Here is an 18382-nt window from a genome sequence, read left to right as displayed (position 1 = left end):
TGTGAAAAGGAAAAGATTTTACTGACATTTCACCATGTTTTTTTGTGCAATTATACAAAAGTACCCGCTCCTCTCCAAGAGATTCACGGGTACTTTTTTATCACCGTAGTTTCACCTATATAATGATTAGTATTTTTCTAATACTAATACATCGTAACCATCTAACATTTTACGACCATCTAAGTAAGTAAGCTCTACTAAGAATGCAATTCCTGCTACAACTCCACCAAGTTCTTCAACTAGTTTAATTGTCGCTTCGATTGTTCCACCTGTAGCTAATAGGTCATCTGTAATTAATACACGTTGACCTGGCTTAATTGCATCTTTATGGATTGTTAAAACATCCGTTCCATACTCTTTACCGTAGTCAACTGTAATTACTTCACGTGGTAATTTCCCTAATTTACGAACTGGTGCGAAACCTACTTCTAATGCATAAGAAACTGGGCAACCGATAATAAAACCACGCGCTTCTGGTCCTACTACAACATCAATGTCTCTTTTATTTGCATACTCAACGATTGCATCTGTTGCTGCTTTATACGCTTTTCCGTCGTTCATTAAAGGTGTAATGTCTTTAAACACAATACCTTCTTTCGGATAGTCTGGTACAATTGCGATATGTTGCTTGAAATCCATATTTCTGAATCCTCCTCAGATATAAAAGGTTTGTAAATACAAATCCTTTACCCTAACTGTTCTACTTATTTATGATTACGAATCGTTTCAAACCATGTATATAGTTGCTGATATGTGCTATAAACCAATTCTTTCTCTAATTGTAAGTGGTTCATTTTCTCACGATATGTGTTCGATTCAATTAAATCACGCTTTTGTTTTTTGTCTGCCATAAAAATGACACCGTCTTTTATTGTAACAAATTCTAACTCAAAAAACACCTGTGTCATGAAATTTACTGTATCTTTTGACCAACCTTTATGACGACACAGTTGTTCCCCATATTGCTTTAAAGAAAATGGTGTTTTTTGGTTCAAGAAAGAATAGTACCATTTAAAGTGTTCCCTCGTTGGGACTGTACTAAATAAATGATTGTTTTCTTGATAAAATAGCGTGTAAATTCGAGATGGAAATCCTACTTTAAATAAATCACGCAATTCATCTGTTCCTTTCGGCAAATCGAGTAACACAATGTATCGATCATCTAAATGTGTTACCTCTGATGCATGCACGAGCTGTTCTTTATAGCCTTCTAAAGAAAACTTATTCAATACTTCTTCAGAAAAATACACCATGGTTATTTTTTCTTTCGGAAGTTCTGCTAAATTTGCTTCTACATTACGCATACTACGCCAGTCAAATAATTGCCATGCCTCTACAGCAATATCTTGTACCATTAATTGCGGCTTTTTAAAGTTATTCCATTCATTAATGGACGCTTCTCCTACTACAGAAACCTTCGCAACTGGAGAGATTTCTTTCGCATAAGCACCAAATCCAAATCCAATTGTATCCAGTGTTGCTTGTCCCTCACGAAGAGCCATTTTCAAATGAGATCCATCAGATCCAATTGCACGGATACTTTCTAAGTCAGCATCTTTCACCGCAATACGCGGTTTCGGATTTCCTACGCCAAATGGCGCTAACTTTTGCATCTCCTCAATCGCGGCAAGCGTTACATCCTCTACTTTACAAAATGCATCCACTGCTGTAATCGGAATAAAATCTTCTTCTGTTAAAATTACATCTGCTTGCTCATTTAACCTGCGTCTTAATTCATCCACATCATTCATATTAAGCGTCATTCCCGCCGCCATCGGATGACCTCCGAAATGCGGTAACAATTCACGGCAATCTGAAAGGTTTGCAAACAAATCAAATCCTGCAATACTACGAGCCGATCCCTTTGCTGTTTCTTTATGAGGATCAATGCTTAATACAATCGTCGGACGATAAAAACGTTCAACTAACTTAGAAGCGACAATCCCAATTACCCCTGGATTCCAACCTTCTTTTGCAAGGACTAATACTTTATTTTCTTCTGGCGGGAAATTATTTTCGACTTCAGCGATAGCTTCTTCTGTAATTTGCTTTACAATATCTTTTCGAAGTGTGTTCAGCTCATCAATTTCTTCAGCTAGCTCTTTCGCTTCCTCTGGATCTTCTGATAATAAAAGGTGTACAGCAGGTGTTGCATCTTCCAAACGACCAACTGCATTAATACGAGGTGCGAGTGAGAATCCGATGCTTTCTTCTGTAATTTCGCTTTGCGAAACGTTAGCAACTTTAAATAACGCCTTTAAACCGATATTTCGAGTCATTCGCATATGCTTCAGTCCACGCTGTACTAACAATCTATTTTCACCGTGAAGCGATACTAAATCGGCTACCGTACCGATTACTGCAATTTCTAATAAATGCTCTGGTACACGGCCCAAAAGTGCATGTGCAACTTTAAATGCAACACCAACACCCGCTAAATAATGAAACGGATAAACACCGCCTTCTAATTTCGGATGAATAATCGCAAGTGCCTCTGGTAACTCTGGTGGCGGCTCATGATGATCTGTAATAATAAGATCTATCCCAAGTTCCTTCGCTACCTTCGCTTCATGTACCGCTGCGATACCAGTATCGACAGTAATAATTAGTGAGAACCCTGCACTGTGCGCCCAACGAAACGCTTCTTCATTTGGCCCATAGCCTTCAGTAAAACGATTTGGAATATAAAACTCTACTTCTGCACCTAATTCTTTGAGAGCAAGATATAATACAGTCGTACTACTTACTCCGTCCGCATCATAATCACCAAATATTAATATTTTTTCTCCATTTTCAATGGCTTTTTTCACACGTTCTACAGCCCGATCCATTCCTTCAAGTAAAAATGGATCATGAAATTCTTGATCTGCTGTATTTAAAAAGTCTACAATCTTATCTTCTGTATTTAAGCCTCTGCCGAGAAATAATGAAGTCACAAGAGGTGATAGTTGCAATTTATTTGCTAATTCACTCACTAGTTCCTCATTATATTCTTTTTCTTTCCAACGCGTCTTCGGTTGTAACACGAAATCACCCCTTAACCTATCCATTATACAAGACAGATTAAGGGGTGACAATATAATGCAAACTACGATTCGATATCTATATAATTAAATATCCGTTATGTTTAATTTGGAGAATACGGATTAATATGTACAAAAACATTTTGTACGTTATCTTGTTTCATAAGTTTTTCTTTTACATGTTTTCCGATGCGGTGACCTTCTTCTACAGTGATATATGGATCTACAGATACTTTAATATCAACAATAACATAGTGGCCATGTTCCCTTGCATATAAAGAGCCGATTTTCTTCACACCTTCCACTTGAAAAACTGCCTCCCTAAGCGGAACAGCATCTTCTTCATGCAGAACATGATCGAGCGTTGCATGAATAGCTTCTGCTCCAATACTCCACGCCATCTTAGCAACGAGAATTGAAACAAATAATCCCGCAATTGGATCGGCATATACAAGCCAATCTATGCCTAACTTACCGCCGATAATAGCTGCACAAATGCCGATTAAAGCTGCAATTGAAGAAAACACATCCGAACGATGTTCATATGCATTTGCAATAATTGCATCACTATTTATCCTCTTCCCTAATCGATATTTATACTGAAACATCCCTTCTTTCACTACAATCGAAAGAATAACTGCAAAAATCGTAATTCCTTTTGGTGGTTCTAAATCTTGTGAAAAAGCTTTTATAGACGAAATCGCTATCTCTAGTCCAACAATAAATAATAATACCGCAACAATAATCGCTGAAATCGATTCCGCTTTACCATGACCATATGGGTGATCTTCATCAGGCGGTTGCTTTGCCGCTCGTAATCCAAAAAGTACAGCTAACGAGCCAATTACATCTGATCCAGAATGCACCGCATCCGCTAAAAGTGCCTTACTGTTTCCAATATAACCAATTACCGCTTTTACAATCGCTAATATAATATTACCAACGATTCCGACAATAGCACCAAACTCGGCCTGTTTAAAACGTTCATCTTTTTCCATAATTAAAATCCCTTCTTTTCTTAACCTATCCTTTTATTTTAACAAAAAACAACGATAGAATCACCACTTCCTTCCAGCTCCTCTACAATTCATTATTCATAAAACTTGCTACTTTATTCTATCCACAAACGAAAAAAGAGATGCCTCGTAAAGAGACATCACCTTTTTATACTTGCGGTTCAGATACTTCTTTCTCAACCTTCTTCTTGTTTTTTCCCCTTTTCAAACGACGGTTTTCAAGCATTAACCAAATTTGAGAAGCAACGAAAATAGAAGAGTACGTACCTACAACTAATCCAATTAATAGTGCAAGTGAGAAGTTACGCAGTGATTCACTACCAAAAATAAGTAGTGCGATTACTGGGAATAACACTGTTAACACTGTATTAATTGAACGACCAATTGTTTGACGAATACTTGAGTTTACGATTTCTTCTAGGTCTTTTATGTCGCGAACTCGTTTTTTCTGTTTGTATAACTCACGGTTTCTATCAAACGTAACGATTGAGTCATTGATAGAGTAACCAATAATCGTTAATACCGCAGCGATAAATGTTAAATCTACCTCTATCTGGAAAAGACTAAACACAACCATCATAACGAACGCATCATGTAATAATGCGATTACTGCAGATACTGCGTACGTAAGACGGAAACGAATACTTACGTATAAAACGATTACTGCAGAAGCAATTAATACTGCGATAAATGCATTTCGTGCAATCTCTTTACCGATTGTCGGCGAAACTGTACTTACGTTTGGCTCCGTACCATATTTATCATGGAAGAATGTTTTTGTTTTCGCAATTTCATCTTTTGATAGAACACCTAATGTACGAACTGCGAAACCTTTATTGTCATCTCCGGTCGGTACAATATCTTCTTCCTTCACATCGATGTTCAATTCTTTCAAATCTTTATGAACATTAGAAACAGTAGTTGCTTGTTTTGATTGCAAGTCGATACGTGTACCACTTGCAAAGTCAATACCAAGATTCATTTTGAAAATCGGTAATATAATTGCCCCAGCAATTACAACTACAATTGAGAATAAGAAAAATTTATGACCAATATTTACAAAGTTAATACGATCAAATCTCGTCGGTGGATGTACTACACCTTTTGTTAATGGAATAATATCCTTTTCCTTAACACCAAAGTAAGATAGTTTCTTATCAAAGTAACGGCTCTTTACAAGTAAACCTAGTAAGAAACGAGTACCGAATACATTCGTAATGAAACCAACTAAAATACTTACGATTAAACTTGTTGCGAATCCTTTTACAGAGCTATTACCGTAAGCGAATAATACACCAGCTGCTGCAATTGTTGTAACGTTCGCATCTAAAATTGTCGCTAACGAGCGATGGTTACCAGCACGGAATGCTGACATCATCGACTTACCAATTTTAAGCTCTTCCTTCAATCTCTCGTACGTAATGATATTCGCATCAACTGCGATACCAACCCCGAGCACTAATGCCGCAATACCTGGTAATGTAAGAACTGCATGCATCCAGTTAAAGACAAGCAGTGTAACGAAAATGTATAAACCTAACATAATAACCGCTACAAGTCCTGGTAGACGGTAGAATACAAGCATGAATAAGAAGATCATAGCAATACCAATTGCACTAGCGAAAATCGTTTGCTCTAATGCTTGTTGACCAAATTTCGCTCCAACAGATGTTGAATACATTTCTTTTAAATCAACAGGAAGTGCACCTGCATTTAATAAAGATGAGAGTTCTTTCGCACTTTCAACTGTAAAGTTTCCACCTACGATAGATACTTCAGCTTGGTTAAATACTTGGCTTACTGTTGCTGCTGATAAAAACTTCGGATTCGGTTTTGCAGCTTCTGCTTTATACGAATCTTTTCCTTCTTCAAAATCAAGCCAAATTACCATTAAATTCGTTGGTGGTGGCATTTTTGAAATCTTTTCAGTTACTTCACGGAATTTTTCAGCGCTTTTTAGTGTAAGACCTACGCTCGCACGGCCTTGCTCATCAAATGTTTGCTTCGCTCCGCCGCCTTTTAAATCCGTTCCGTCCATAAGAAGATTATCATCCACATCACGGAATGTTAATTTCGCTTGTGTTGATAACATTTCACGTGCTTTTTGCTGATCTTGTACACCAGCAAGCTGTACACGAATTCGATCTTCCCCTTCGATTTGAATGTTCGGCTCACTTACACCAAGAACATTGACACGATTTTCAAGAGCACCTACTGTACTTACAAGTGCATCACGATCGATTTTATCACCTTTTTTGGCTGGTTTTACTTCATACAGAATTTCAAAACCACCGCGAAGGTCTAGTCCTAGACTAATTCCTTTTGCTATGTCTTTTCCTGCCGCACCAATTACTCCACCAATTAATAAAACGATGAGGAAAAAGGCGGCAATTCTTGTACCACGCTTTGCCATATGTACCCTCTTTCTGCTACTAACACTTTCAATAAATCTCTTACGATTCATTTTTGCATGTGTGCATACGCCTAGTTAGTAGACTTACTTTCTATAAAATACATGTATTTTCGCTAGTTCATCACTAGCTGTGTCGGTAAGCTTTTCACAATACCTACACTTTCATTATTTATTTTTCCTCTTCACTACCTCCTTTATATATAATCTTAGACATAATTAATTCCTCTTTATCAATACCTATCATTATACTGCAAAAGGAAGAACAAACCAATTACAGTCGGTTATTTATTTTCATATTCATCAAACGACCAAAGTGGCGCTTGATATGCTTCAACAGTTAAATAATTCATATATTCATTAGTACTTACTCTTAATACATCATTTACTAATTCATATAACCTAACATCACTGTCTATCTTTTTCCACTTTTTCGCCTTGAGAAACTTCCAAATATCATTATCTGTCACTCGGTCGTAACCGAACAACTGAAACTCTTCTACTTTACTTTCTAAAACGACTTGTAACTGTCCGCGGTATGATTCTACCAAAGCCTCTTTATCCAACATATATAAACATCTCCTTCTTATTTCAGCACGAAAAGTCGCTTTTAATCCCGCTCTAATGGACAGCAATAACTTCTTTCAAGAGTACCATTCATACTTCACTCTCTTAAATGCTTGTCATTCTTGTCTCATACGTGCATATAAATTATTGTAAATCATTCCATTGATTTTGAGAAGGTAGGAGAAGAGTATGACGAGACAAAGCTTTTTAAAAGGTGCATTTATTTTAATGATAGCTGGCTTTATTACAAAAATCCTTGGATTTATTAACCGCATTGTAATGGCACGTATTTTAGGCGAAGAAGGCGTTGGCCTTTATATGATGGCTGTCCCCACCTTCATTTTAGCAATTACATTAACACAAATTGGTCTTCCTGTTGCAATCGCAAAATTTGTAGCAGAAGCGGAAGCAGTGAACGATAAACAAAAAGTTAAAAAAATATTAACTGTCTCGCTAGCCGTTACATCCATTATTAGTATCATTTTAACAATTGGGATTATGCTACTCACACCTATTTTAGCAAAAACATTATTAACAGATGAAAGAACTTACTATCCATTAATGGCTATTTTACCTGTCGTCCCTGTTATTGCAGTTTCTTCCGTTTTACGTGGTTATTTCCAAGGGAAACAAAACATGAAGCCGAGCGCTTACGCTCAAGTCATAGAACAAGTTGTCCGCATTACAATTATCGCTGTATGCATTCAGTTATTTTTACCTTACGGCGTAGAATATGCTGCAGCCGGTGCCATGCTATCAGCTGTTCTTGGTGAAGTTGCATCTTTATTATTTTTACTTACTTTATTCCAACGCGAAAAACATTTATCTATACGCTCTGGATTTTTCACTACTGTAAAGGAGAGCAAAAATACATTTTATTCCCTTATGGACATTGCTTTACCAACTACAGGAAGCCGTTTAATTGGTTCCGTTTCTTATTTCTTTGAACCTATCGTCGTTATGCAAAGCTTAGCGATCGCCGGCGTTGCTGCTTCTGTCGCAACTCAGCAATACGGTATATTAAACGGATATGCGTTCCCGCTTCTATCACTGCCAGCCTTTATTACATATGCTCTTTCTACAGCACTCGTCCCATCAATTAGCGAGGCAATGGCAAAGAGACAACACAAATTAGTAGAACACCGATTACAACAAGCACTTCGAATTTCCTTAATAACCGGCGGATGGTCAGTCGTTATATTATATGTATTTGCTTCTCCAGTTTTAACTCTCATGTACGGATCAGACAACGCGGCCGCATTTATCCAGCTTCTTGCACCTTGCTTTTTATTTCATTATTTTCAAAGTCCCCTTACATCTGTGTTGCAAGCTTTAAACTTAGCACGCGCTGCTATGATGAACACATTTATTGGCGCTATCGTAAAATTAATCGTTATCTTTGCACTCGCTTCACGCCCAGAGTTCCAAATGATGGGGGTTGCCCTCGCCATCGCAGCAAATATAGTAACCGTAACATTCCTTCACTACGCCACTGTTTTAAAGAAAATTGCATTTACCATTTATGCAAAAGACTATATTTTCGGCGGAATTGCTATCGGGATTGCTGGTACCTTCGGTTTTTATCTTCATAAGTATATCGTTTTTTCTCATTCACTTGGCATACAAACATTATGGGAAATCACTTTAACAACAATCGTTTATATCGTTCTCCTCTTCGTTTTCAAACTCATTCGAAAAGAAGAATTAAGTCGTCTCCCTATCATTCGGAAACTTTCATTTTTGAAGTAAGCGGGCTTGCCATTCAAAATGGTAAGCCTCTACTTTTCTTTCAAATCAACAAAAAATTGTCCATTTTGAAAACTACAATATACAATCTGTTTCACATCTTTATAACCTAAGTTATTCAATTTCTCAACGAGCCACCCATCTGTATGCTCGATCATTTGCAAATGACTGTATTGAATTTCTCCATCAATAATTAGTGGGAGTGTAAAAATTGGTGTATCATTTTTGCTCTTTTTACTTTTTTGTTTTTGAAAGACAGATAACTTTCCAGATGGTTCTAAAATAGCGTATTCTACATCACGCACATCTCCGATTCCTTGCTCACGTAGTTGCATCAATAGATCATCTATGTTATATCGCTGCTTCCGCATCTTTTTTTCATCAATTTTACCTGCATTCACAAGAATCGCAGGCTCCCCTTCTATTAAATGCCGAAAACGCTGAAACTTTAAAGAAATGACCGACAAAATGATTTGTATACACATAAGAAAAGTCATTGGAACTAATTGATGCCAAAGTGATTTATCTGTATTTTCAATTGCCACTACAGCCATTTCACCAAGCATAATGAATACAACTAAATCTAATACACTTAGTTCTCCAATTTCACGTTTACCCATAAGACGAAAAATAATTAAAATGATTGTATACAAAAGCATTGTTCGTCCGATTATTGATACCCATTCCATTTCTACATCCCCTTTTTTTACTTATAGGATCCCCTACAAAAAAGAAACTAGTCTAACTTAAACAAAATGAAAATATGCTTGTATTAAAAAGGGGGAATGCATAATGGATGGCACAAAAAAATTATCGAGCGCAATCGGCTTCGGTATTATTACCCTATTAATCCTCGCATCTATTACAAGTATGATCATGGCTCTTTTATTAAAATTTACGGATATTAATGAAGGGACATTAGTAATTACTATTTTTATAATAGCCCTTCTATCTATGCTTATGTCTGGATTTATTGCTGGTAAAAAGGCACAAGGAAAAGGTTGGCTAGTAGGTTTCACAACAGGCCTTACATTCGCTCTTCTCGTCTTTCTCGTTAACTATTTAGGCTTCTCTCAAACTTTATCGAACTCACAGTTACTCTACCAATTAGCATTAATGGGTGCGAGTACACTCGGTGGTATTTTCGGTGTAAATATGTCAAAGCAAAATAACTAAAAAAAGGCCCTGCACATTTCATGCAGGGCCTTCCTCATTAGTTTTTCACAACTTCACGAATCGCATTGCGATCGAAAGTTAAGTGTGAACCACCAGATTTAACAACGATTGAAGTTTCATCTACTGATTCGATTGTACCGTGTAAGCCACCGATTGTTACGATAGCATCACCTTTTTTGATTTCATTTTGCATTTGAGCAACTGCTTTTTGACGCTTTTGCTGCGGGCGAATTAATAAGAAATAAAAAATCGCAAACATCGCAACAATCATAACGATATTCATCATACCTGGATTCATCTTGTGTTCCTCCTTTTAAATTATGTATTAGAAGTTTTTAGCATTCGGTTTATTAAAGCCATACTGTTCAAAGAACTCTTCGCGGAAATCGCCAAGACGGTCTTCACGAATAGCTTGTCTCACCTGCTCCATTAAGTTTAACAGAAAATGAAGGTTGTGATAAGACGTTAAACGAATTCCGAACGTTTCATCACATTTCATTAAGTGACGGATGTACGCACGAGAGTAATTTTTACATGTGTAACAATCACAGTTTGGATCAAGCGGACCGAAGTCTCTAGCAAATTTCGCATTTTTTACAACTAGACGGCCTTCACTTGTCATACATGTACCATTTCGAGCGATACGAGTTGGAAGTACACAGTCAAACATATCAACACCGCGAATTGCACCATCAATTAACGAGTCAGGAGAACCTACTCCCATTAAGTAACGTGGTTTATTATCTGGAAGAAGTGGTGTTGTAAACTCAAGAACACGATTCATAATATCCTTCGGTTCACCAACAGATAGACCGCCTATAGCATAGCCAGGGAAGTCCATTGAAACAAGATCTTTCGCACTTTGACGACGAAGTTCTTCAAACTCTCCGCCCTGTACAATACCGAATAAACCTTGATCTTGTGGACGCTCATGCGCCTTTAGGCAACGCTCTGCCCAGCGGCTCGTACGCTCTACAGACTTCTTCATGTATTCAAAAGTAGCAGGGAATGGTGGACACTCATCAAATGCCATCATGATATCTGAACCTAATGCATTTTGGATTTCCATCGCTTTTTCTGGAGATAAGAATAATTTATCTCCATTTAAGTGATTGCGGAAATGAACACCTTCCTCTTCAATGCGTCGGAAATCACTTAAACTAAATACTTGGAATCCACCTGAATCCGTTAAGATTGCACGATCCCAGTTCATAAACTTATGCAGGCCACCTGCTTCACGAATAATTTCGTGGCCTGGACGTAGCCATAAATGATACGTATTACTTAAAATAATGCCCGAATCCATTGCCTTTAATTCTTCTGGTGACATCGTTTTAACTGTTGCAAGTGTACCAACTGGCATAAATGTTGGTGTATCAAATGAACCATGCGGCGTATGTACTCGGCCTAAACGCGCACCCGTTTGTTTACAAGTTTTAATAAATTCATAACGAATTGCTGTCATAATTTACTCCTTTTATTTGTTTCTCATTTTGGCGTGAGATGCAACGAACATCGCATCACCAAAGCTAAAGAAACGATATTTTTCTTTTACTGCTTCATTATAAGCATGAAGTACATTATCTCTATTTGAAAATGCACTTACAAGCATAATCAATGTTGATTTCGGCAAATGGAAGTTTGTAATTAAACCATCAATTGCTTTAAATTCATAACCTGGGTACATAAAAATATCTGTCCAGCCAGAAGCAGCACAAAGCTTGCCTTCATGATCTGTCGCAATTGTTTCTAACGTACGAGTTGATGTCGTACCTACCGTAATAATACGTCCACCATTCTCTTTCACGCGGTTTAATAGTGCCGCTGTCTCTTCAGACATATGGTAATATTCTGCGTGCATATGGTGTTCTTCAATCGTATCAGCAGAAACTGGTCTAAATGTTCCAAGCCCTACATGAAGTGTAATGAACGCTAACCCGACGCCTTTTTGCTTCAATTTCTCGAGTAACTCTTCTGTAAAGTGAAGTCCAGCCGTCGGCGCTGCTGCTGAACCGATTTCTTTCGCATATACTGTTTGATAGCGATCGCGATCTTCCAGTGTCTCTTTAATATATGGAGGAAGTGGCATTTCCCCAAGTTCATCTAAAATTTCATAGAAGATGCCGTCATATGAAAATTCAAGCTGACGTCCACCTTGATCTGCAGTTCCTGTGCAAGTTGCTTTTAATTTCCCTTCGCCAAAAGAAATTACAGTCCCTTCTTTTACACGTTTCGCTGGCTTAACAAGCGTTTCCCACTTATCGTCTTCCTCTTGTTTCAAAAGAAGCACTTCAATGTGCGCGCCTGTATCTTCTTTTACACCGTGCAAGCGAGCAGGCATAACTTTCGTTTCATTTAAAACTAAGCAATCCCCCTCATGTAAATAAGAAAGAATGTCCGTAAAATGTTTATGCTCAATATCGCCAGTTTCACGGTCTAACACCATTAATCTTGATGTTGCACGCTCCTCTAGCGGGACTTGTGCAATAAGTTCTTCTGGTAAATGAAAATCAAACAGATTAATATCCATAACTGTATCCACCTATTTCTTATTTGAATCGATTTATTATATACATAATAAAAGATAATGCAATACTTAACACAATACATGTATTGATAGGAAAATAAAAGGTAACGTTACCTTTTTTCACAAAAATATCGCCTGGAAGCCTTCCTATGAACTTCCAAGCTAATCCAACAACAATGAGCAAAATACCAACTGTAATAAGCAGCTTTGGCATCTCCGTCATACTTTTGGCATCTCCATTCCGAAATGCTCATATGCGAGCGGTGTTACAATCCGGCCTCTTGGCGTTCTTTGTAAAAAGCCAATTTGTAATAAATACGGCTCATACACATCTTCAATCGTATGCGATTCTTCCCCAATCGTTGCTGAAACAGTTTCTAATCCAACTGGACCACCGCGGAACTTTTCAATAATACCAAGCAGTAATTTATGATCGATATGATCAAGTCCTAATTTATCTACTTGCAATAGTTCTAACGCCATTTGTGTAATTTCCATCGCAATCGTTCCGTCACTACGAACTTGTGCGAAGTCACGTACACGTCGTAATAGACGATTCGCAATACGAGGTGTACCACGGGCACGTCTTGCAATTTCTAGTGCAGCTAACGAATCTATTTCAACTTCAAACACTTCTGCTGTACGTTCTACAATCGCAGAAAGCTGATCTACTGTATAGTACTCTAATCGTGAAAGTACACCAAAACGGTCACGAAGTGGTGCTGATAATGCACCTGCACGCGTCGTTGCCCCAACTAGCGTAAATGGAGGTAAGTCTAGACGTACAGAACGAGCTGACGGTCCTTTCCCAATAACGATATCAAGGCAAAAGTCTTCCATCGCTGGGTATAACACTTCTTCAATAGATCTATGCAAACGATGAATTTCATCAATAAATAATACATCCCCAGGCTGAAGTGCTGTTAATACAGCCGCTAAATCTCCTGGTCTTTCAATTGCGGGACCTGACGTTGTTCGAATGTTAACACCCATTTCATTGGCAATAATATTCGCAAGCGTCGTTTTACCAAGTCCAGGTGGTCCATATAAAAGTACGTGATCTAACGTTTCTTCACGCATTTTCGCCGCTTCAATAAAAACTTCTAAATTATGTTTCGCTTTATCTTGGCCAATATACTGACGGAGCGTCTGTGGCCGTAATGAATACTCTAAATCCGCATCTTCGTACCCAGATTCCCCTGAAAGGAGACGTTCGTCCATTATACTCACCTCTTACCATTTAGTAAAAGACTAAGTGCCTTTTTGATATACTGATCCGTTGTAAGTGATTCTTTTAATAACTCTGGTACAACGCGAGAAACTTCTCTCTCTGCGTAACCAAGTGCTCTTAGTGCTTCAAGTGCCTCATCAAGCTCAGTTGATGAACCTTTCTTCTGATCAAAACTTTCGACATCCGAGAACAGGTCAACAAACGCATCTGGCACGACATCTGCTAGTTTTCCTTTTAAATCTAAAATCATTTGGCGCGCTGTTTTCTTTCCGACACCTGGGAATTTCACTAAAAACTTCTCATCTTCATGTTCAATCGCTTGCACGACCTGTCCTGTTTGACCAGAAGCTAGAATTGCAAGAGCACCTTTTGGTCCAATCCCCGATACACCTAACAATTTTGTAAATAATAAACGCTCTTCACGTGTTTTAAATCCGTAAAGTGCCATAATATCTTCTCTCACATAATGATATGTATAGACACGAATTTCTTGCTTACTTCTTTGAAATACATACGGATTCGGTGTGAAAATTTGATAACCAATTCCATTATGGTCAATTACGACATATTCCGGTCCAACATACTCCACGTAACCTGTAACATATTCAAACAAAATACGATCTCTCCCTCTTAAATCATGTATTCCATTTTAACATATTTAATGATAGAAAAGCGAGACTGCCCCAACAAATGTTCTCTATTTGAAACTGCTGTTATTTTCCATTGACAGAAAGTATAAAGCCCCTTAATATACAGAAGTCGATAATGATTATCAATATTAATTAAAGGGGTTACATAGGGATGAAACGCAAATTATTTATTTTATTTACTATCATGCTAGTCGTTCTTTCAATCGTTGGCTGCTCTTCTCAAAAAGAAGAGTCAAAAGCAAAAGAACAACCGAAAACAAAAGTTGTAAAACATGCTAAAGGGGAAGCTACAATTCCAGTAAATCCAAAGAGAATTGTTGACTTATCTGGATCAACAGAAGAGTTATTAATTCTTGGTCATAAACCTGTTGGTACAGCAAACACATATAAAGATAAAATCCAAAATCATTTAACAGAAAAGCTAGACGAAGTAAAAGCAGTAGGTTGGTACTGGGCACCTAAAGTTGATTTAGAAGCTGTTACTGCTCTAAAACCAGATTTAATTATTTTAAACAATCGTCAATTGAAAATTTACGATCAACTAGAAAAAGTAGCACCGACAGTTGTTCTAGAAACAAATTTAGAAGACTGGCGCGGTAAGTTTAAAGAAGTAGGTAAACTATTTGATGAAGAGAAGAAAGCTGACAAATGGATTGCAGACTACGATAAAAAAGCCGACTCTTTATCTAAAAAAATTAAAGAAAAAACAAAAGATGAGAACTTTATGTTCGTTGCAGTAACACCACAAAACTTCCGTGTATACGGTAGCTTCGGATATGGTGACATACTCTTTAACGATTTAAAGCTTCCAGCAACAAAAGGTACAGATTTAAAACAAACGATGGCACAAGTATCACTAGAAGGTCTTGTTGCATTCCAGCCTGATCAAATGTTTATTGTAAACTTCGGCGGAGAAGCTGATAAAGTGTACGAAGACTATAAAAACAGTGCCGTCTGGAAAGATAATAAAGCAGTAAAAAACAATCACGTATATGAAGTATCGAATGAATCCTTCAATACGAAAGCATTCAATCCAATCGGAAAAGATATGCTAATTGATGAAATCGCAAAAGAAATTTTAGCTAAGAATAAATAAGAAAAAAAGCAGCTCACCCTGAGCTGCTTTTTTTCTTATTTTGCACTGCGTACTGCTTCATTTTTTCGATTGTCTTTACAAAACCTTCTTTTGATTTTATGCGAATACCACGTTTCAATTCCGCACGCTCATAACTTTCAAGCTTTTTCATATCAATTTGAAAGAAGGAATGGATCGCGTTATCACTTTTCGGTACCCCTTTGAAAATTTGCAATATCCCTTCCTCTGAAACACCAAAATAACCGCTCGTTTTCAGTAAGGGAGAAATATCATCAACTTTCTTTTGTAATACAATTTGCACATCATCACGATCAACAAGTTGCCATTCTTTATATTGCTGCAAAAACTTTTCTAAATCCGCTACTTTTTCTGTAAATATTTCTTCACTTACTTCTCCATCAACATACATACGCTCTAATAAAATTGTAACTTCAGGGGGTTTTTCTGTTGTTTCTGCCCTCACATCGGATCCATAAGCTAAGCAAAACATCATAACGAAAGCTTGCACTGCAATTAGTATCCACTTCATTTCCGTTCACCTCTTTTAGGCAAAATCATACTTTCATTTGTAGCTTTTCCGGAAATGGGGGTTTTATCCATATAAAAAATAGCATTAAATTTCTAAGGAAAATAAAAAATGCAGATAAGGGTTAATCCTCATCTGCATTTATCAGTTACTTTTATATAAAATGAAAGACGCCTGCAAAGCAGGCGTCTTGATGCGTTTACGGCGAAAGACCAGGCGACCACATTCGCGTGTTTAGCACTTAAGCATATCTCTCGACTTACGTAAATTAGCTCATCGCTTTGCTAATATAACATTAATAATGTATAACTGCAACATGTTTATAAAAACATTTCATTTCCTCTTCCATCCAAATAATTTTATGTAAATTATAAATTGATAATTGTAACATATATGTTACAATTAGTATAACAGCGAAATCATAATAAACAGGAGATGGATATTGTGAAAAAAATAAAGGATGAACGTCTCATTCTTCAAACGTTAAAAAACATACGTATTGCCTTTCTTTTTCAATACATTGGTATAATTGGAATTTTAGGCTATATCGGATTTTCTGAAGGAATCGATCAAATTACAAAATCTCCATTATGGTTATTATTTATACTTACAAGTATTTTACTTAGTTATTTACAGTTAAGCGTTTCAATCGATGTAGAAGAAAACGAAAAAGAAATGAAGTTAACTCCTTATTACAAAATCGTCTTACGTTGCCTTGTTATCGGAATTATTATGGCTATTATTTATATCATTTTCAGTCCAGAGAGACCGCTGTTTGAAGCTATCCTTACAGGTAGTGTCCTCTTCGTATGCTTTCTAGCTTCTTATTCCATTAGTTATTTCATTAAAAAACGTCGTTTAGCAGATAAAGACGAATAAAGAGGAAGGGCTATCCCTTCCTCTTTGATTTGTTATCGTACTGTACCAGTCAGACCGTAACGAATGTCTCGGAACATATTTGTTATGTCACGATTGAAATCATTTGTAACTGTACCATTACGTAGACGTGTACTCATTGCATCGACACGAGTAAACATGTCATTTCTTACAGAAACATATACGTTTCTATTTCCAACTTCATTTACAACAGCTTGACGAATTTCGTTCGCCATCGCTGTTTCATTCGTCGCTGGATTACGCGGTTTTACCGCAATCGCTACATCGTTTCCATATACAACTGTAGAAACTCGATCTACGTTATTCATACGTTTCACACGATTCGTAATTTTCTCCGCAGTTTTACCATCATTGTTAATGTATGAATTGTTCATTGTAATATTACGAGTTGGGTGCGGATTAGCAATTTGTCCATTGTAATTTACATCACGGTAATAGTTAGATCCTGCGTCATTACGACCGTTTCTATATGTTACATAATCTGTAGAACGATCGTTACGCGTTACATTATCATTATATCGGTGTGTGTCATTATAAGATGTACGCTCGTAATTATAGTTACGTCCATCCATCGCATTATTATCTTTCGGTGTACCACATGCAGCTAATGCACTGGTAACTAACAAAGAAGCAGCAATTACTTTTACTTTCGTATTCAATACAAAAACCCCCCTTGTTAGAATGAACTTCTCTTTCGAAAAGCTCCCCCTTATGATGAGTAACAGAGAGGGTTTTTACACTGTTAATATTTCACTAGGAATTTTCTAGCACTTAATGTAAATTCATCATATTCCTGACTATCATGAATACAAAAAAAGGTGGGAATAACCCCACCTTTTTTTAAACTTCCTCTTCGTCCTCTTCTTCTGAAACTGGTTCTCCAAATACATTTGGTGGGTCTGGCTGATAATACATCGTTCCTGGCTGCGGTGCATATGCTGGCTGAGTCGGTTGATAATATAAAGGATTGGCGTATTGTGGTCCACCTGGTTGCGGACTATATAACCTACTCTCTCCTCCGCATCCACAATCTTCTTCCCCTTGCACGAGTGGTGGCATATTATTATCCATTGGCATCATATTTGGATTTGGCATAGAAGTATATTGTGGCGGCATTTGTTGATACGGCATTTGATTGTATGGATTTTGTTGCTGATAATGCGGATATGGCGGCATCATTGGCTGTTGATACGGCATTTGATATGGCATCATATTCGGTGGTTGGTTGTTATCCATTATTGGCATCATGTTCGGCATTTGGTTGTTATCCATTATTGGCATCATGTTCGGCATTTGGTTGTTATCCATTATCGGCATCATGTTCGGCATTTGATTGTTATCCATTATCGGCATCATGTTCGGCATTTGATTGTTATCCGTTATCGGCATCATGTTCGGCATTTGATTGTTATCCGTTATCGGCATCATGTTCGGCATTTGGTTGTTATCCATTATCGGCATCATGTTCGGCATTTGATTGTTATCCATTATCGGCATCATGTTCGGCATTTGATTGT

Annotated in this window: 18 protein-coding genes and 1 pseudogene; 4 read left to right on the top strand and 15 right to left on the bottom strand. The window is 37.3% G+C overall.

From position 1 onward, the window contains the following. Nucleotides 1-126: 126 nt before the first annotated feature. The 5 genes from ACFVQC_RS02525 to ACFVQC_RS02505 all read right to left on the bottom strand — a co-directional run bounded on the left by ACFVQC_RS02525 (nt 127) and on the right by ACFVQC_RS02505 (nt 7018). Nucleotides 127-639 carry an adenine phosphoribosyltransferase gene (locus ACFVQC_RS02525; protein WP_002015305.1) on the bottom strand — a complete coding sequence of 171 codons (513 nt, stop codon included), beginning with the start codon at nt 637-639 and terminating at the stop codon, nt 127-129. Nucleotides 640-704: 65 nt separating this feature from the next. Continuing rightward, entirely contained in the window at nt 705-3026 is a 2322-nt protein-coding gene (gene recJ, locus ACFVQC_RS02520) for a single-stranded-DNA-specific exonuclease RecJ (protein WP_377897374.1), read from the bottom strand. A gap of 101 nt (nt 3027-3127) precedes the next feature. Beyond that, nucleotides 3128-4021 (bottom strand): cation diffusion facilitator family transporter, encoded by an 894-nt coding sequence (locus ACFVQC_RS02515; RefSeq protein ID WP_377889424.1) that lies wholly within the window; start codon nt 4019-4021, stop codon nt 3128-3130. Nucleotides 4022-4187: 166 nt separating this feature from the next. Continuing rightward, nucleotides 4188-6452: a protein translocase subunit SecDF gene (secDF, locus tag ACFVQC_RS02510; protein WP_377897372.1), complete on the bottom strand. Its 2265-nt coding sequence runs from the start codon at nt 6450-6452 to the stop codon at nt 4188-4190. A gap of 281 nt (nt 6453-6733) precedes the next feature. Beyond that, entirely contained in the window at nt 6734-7018 is a 285-nt protein-coding gene (locus tag ACFVQC_RS02505; protein ID WP_002015311.1) for a post-transcriptional regulator, read from the bottom strand. A 187-nt stretch (nt 7019-7205) separates the two neighbouring features. On the opposite strand from ACFVQC_RS02505, the gene spoVB reads away from it, so the two are divergent. Further along, entirely contained in the window at nt 7206-8765 is a 1560-nt protein-coding gene (gene spoVB / locus ACFVQC_RS02500) for a stage V sporulation protein B (protein WP_377889428.1), read from the top strand. Nucleotides 8766-8794: 29 nt separating this feature from the next. Here the strand turns inward: spoVB and ACFVQC_RS02495 are convergent, their stop codons facing one another. After that, nucleotides 8795-9451, bottom strand: a complete 657-nt coding sequence (locus ACFVQC_RS02495; protein WP_002145618.1) for a DUF421 domain-containing protein — start codon at nt 9449-9451, stop codon at nt 8795-8797. A gap of 103 nt (nt 9452-9554) precedes the next feature. On the opposite strand from ACFVQC_RS02495, the gene ACFVQC_RS02490 reads away from it, so the two are divergent. Next, nucleotides 9555-9938: a TIGR04086 family membrane protein gene (locus tag ACFVQC_RS02490; protein WP_377897371.1), complete on the top strand. Its 384-nt coding sequence runs from the start codon at nt 9555-9557 to the stop codon at nt 9936-9938. 37 nt (nt 9939-9975) lie between these two features. On the opposite strand, the gene yajC is transcribed toward ACFVQC_RS02490, so the two are convergent. Genes yajC through ruvA form a run of 6 tightly spaced genes read right to left on the bottom strand, consistent with a single transcriptional unit; the run spans nt 9976 to nt 14309 of the window. Then, entirely contained in the window at nt 9976-10236 is a 261-nt protein-coding gene (yajC, locus tag ACFVQC_RS02485; protein ID WP_087982119.1) for a preprotein translocase subunit YajC, read from the bottom strand. Between the two features lie 27 nt (nt 10237-10263). Beyond that, nucleotides 10264-11403 carry a tRNA guanosine(34) transglycosylase Tgt gene (tgt, locus tag ACFVQC_RS02480; RefSeq protein WP_000125359.1) on the bottom strand — a complete coding sequence of 380 codons (1140 nt, stop codon included), beginning with the start codon at nt 11401-11403 and terminating at the stop codon, nt 10264-10266. Between the two features lie 12 nt (nt 11404-11415). Further along, nucleotides 11416-12468, bottom strand: coding sequence for a tRNA preQ1(34) S-adenosylmethionine ribosyltransferase-isomerase QueA (gene queA, locus ACFVQC_RS02475; protein WP_377889432.1), 1053 nt, complete (start codon nt 12466-12468; stop codon nt 11416-11418). 19 nt (nt 12469-12487) lie between these two features. After that, nucleotides 12488-12688 (bottom strand): DUF2905 domain-containing protein, encoded by a 201-nt coding sequence (locus ACFVQC_RS02470; protein WP_377889434.1) that lies wholly within the window; start codon nt 12686-12688, stop codon nt 12488-12490. Further along, a complete protein-coding gene (ruvB, locus tag ACFVQC_RS02465) occupies nt 12685-13686 on the bottom strand; it encodes a Holliday junction branch migration DNA helicase RuvB (RefSeq protein WP_000344470.1) in 1002 nt (333 codons plus the stop codon). The genes ACFVQC_RS02470 and ruvB overlap by 4 nt, the downstream gene beginning before the upstream one ends. 5 nt (nt 13687-13691) lie before the next feature. Further along, entirely contained in the window at nt 13692-14309 is a 618-nt protein-coding gene (gene ruvA, locus ACFVQC_RS02460) for a Holliday junction DNA helicase RuvA (protein ID WP_002122732.1), read from the bottom strand. A 188-nt stretch (nt 14310-14497) separates the two neighbouring features. On the opposite strand from ruvA, the gene ACFVQC_RS02455 reads away from it, so the two are divergent. Beyond that, entirely contained in the window at nt 14498-15442 is a 945-nt protein-coding gene (locus tag ACFVQC_RS02455; RefSeq protein WP_377897369.1) for an iron-hydroxamate ABC transporter substrate-binding protein, read from the top strand. A 13-nt stretch (nt 15443-15455) separates the two neighbouring features. Here ACFVQC_RS02455 and ACFVQC_RS02450 read toward each other — a convergent pair whose 3' ends face one another. Continuing rightward, nucleotides 15456-15971 carry a BofC C-terminal domain-containing protein gene (locus ACFVQC_RS02450; protein WP_377897366.1) on the bottom strand — a complete coding sequence of 172 codons (516 nt, stop codon included), beginning with the start codon at nt 15969-15971 and terminating at the stop codon, nt 15456-15458. Nucleotides 15972-16412: 441 nt separating this feature from the next. On the opposite strand from ACFVQC_RS02450, the gene ACFVQC_RS02445 reads away from it, so the two are divergent. Next, complete coding sequence (locus tag ACFVQC_RS02445; protein ID WP_377897364.1) at nt 16413-16847, top strand: branched-chain amino acid ABC transporter substrate-binding protein; 435 nt, start codon at nt 16413-16415, stop codon at nt 16845-16847. A gap of 32 nt (nt 16848-16879) precedes the next feature. Here ACFVQC_RS02445 and ACFVQC_RS02440 read toward each other — a convergent pair whose 3' ends face one another. Continuing rightward, nucleotides 16880-17524, bottom strand: coding sequence for a YhcN/YlaJ family sporulation lipoprotein (locus ACFVQC_RS02440; RefSeq protein WP_377897363.1), 645 nt, complete (start codon nt 17522-17524; stop codon nt 16880-16882). 181 nt (nt 17525-17705) lie between these two features. Next, nucleotides 17706-18382, bottom strand: a pseudogene (gene exsA, locus ACFVQC_RS02435) (spore coat assembly protein ExsA); the annotation flags it as partial.

The sequence above is a fragment of the Bacillus sp. NPDC057893 genome (assembly GCF_042796455.1).
Taxonomy (GTDB): Bacteria; Bacillota; Bacilli; order Bacillales; family Bacillaceae_G; genus Bacillus_A.
This window is presented reverse-complemented; position numbering and strand designations above follow the sequence as displayed.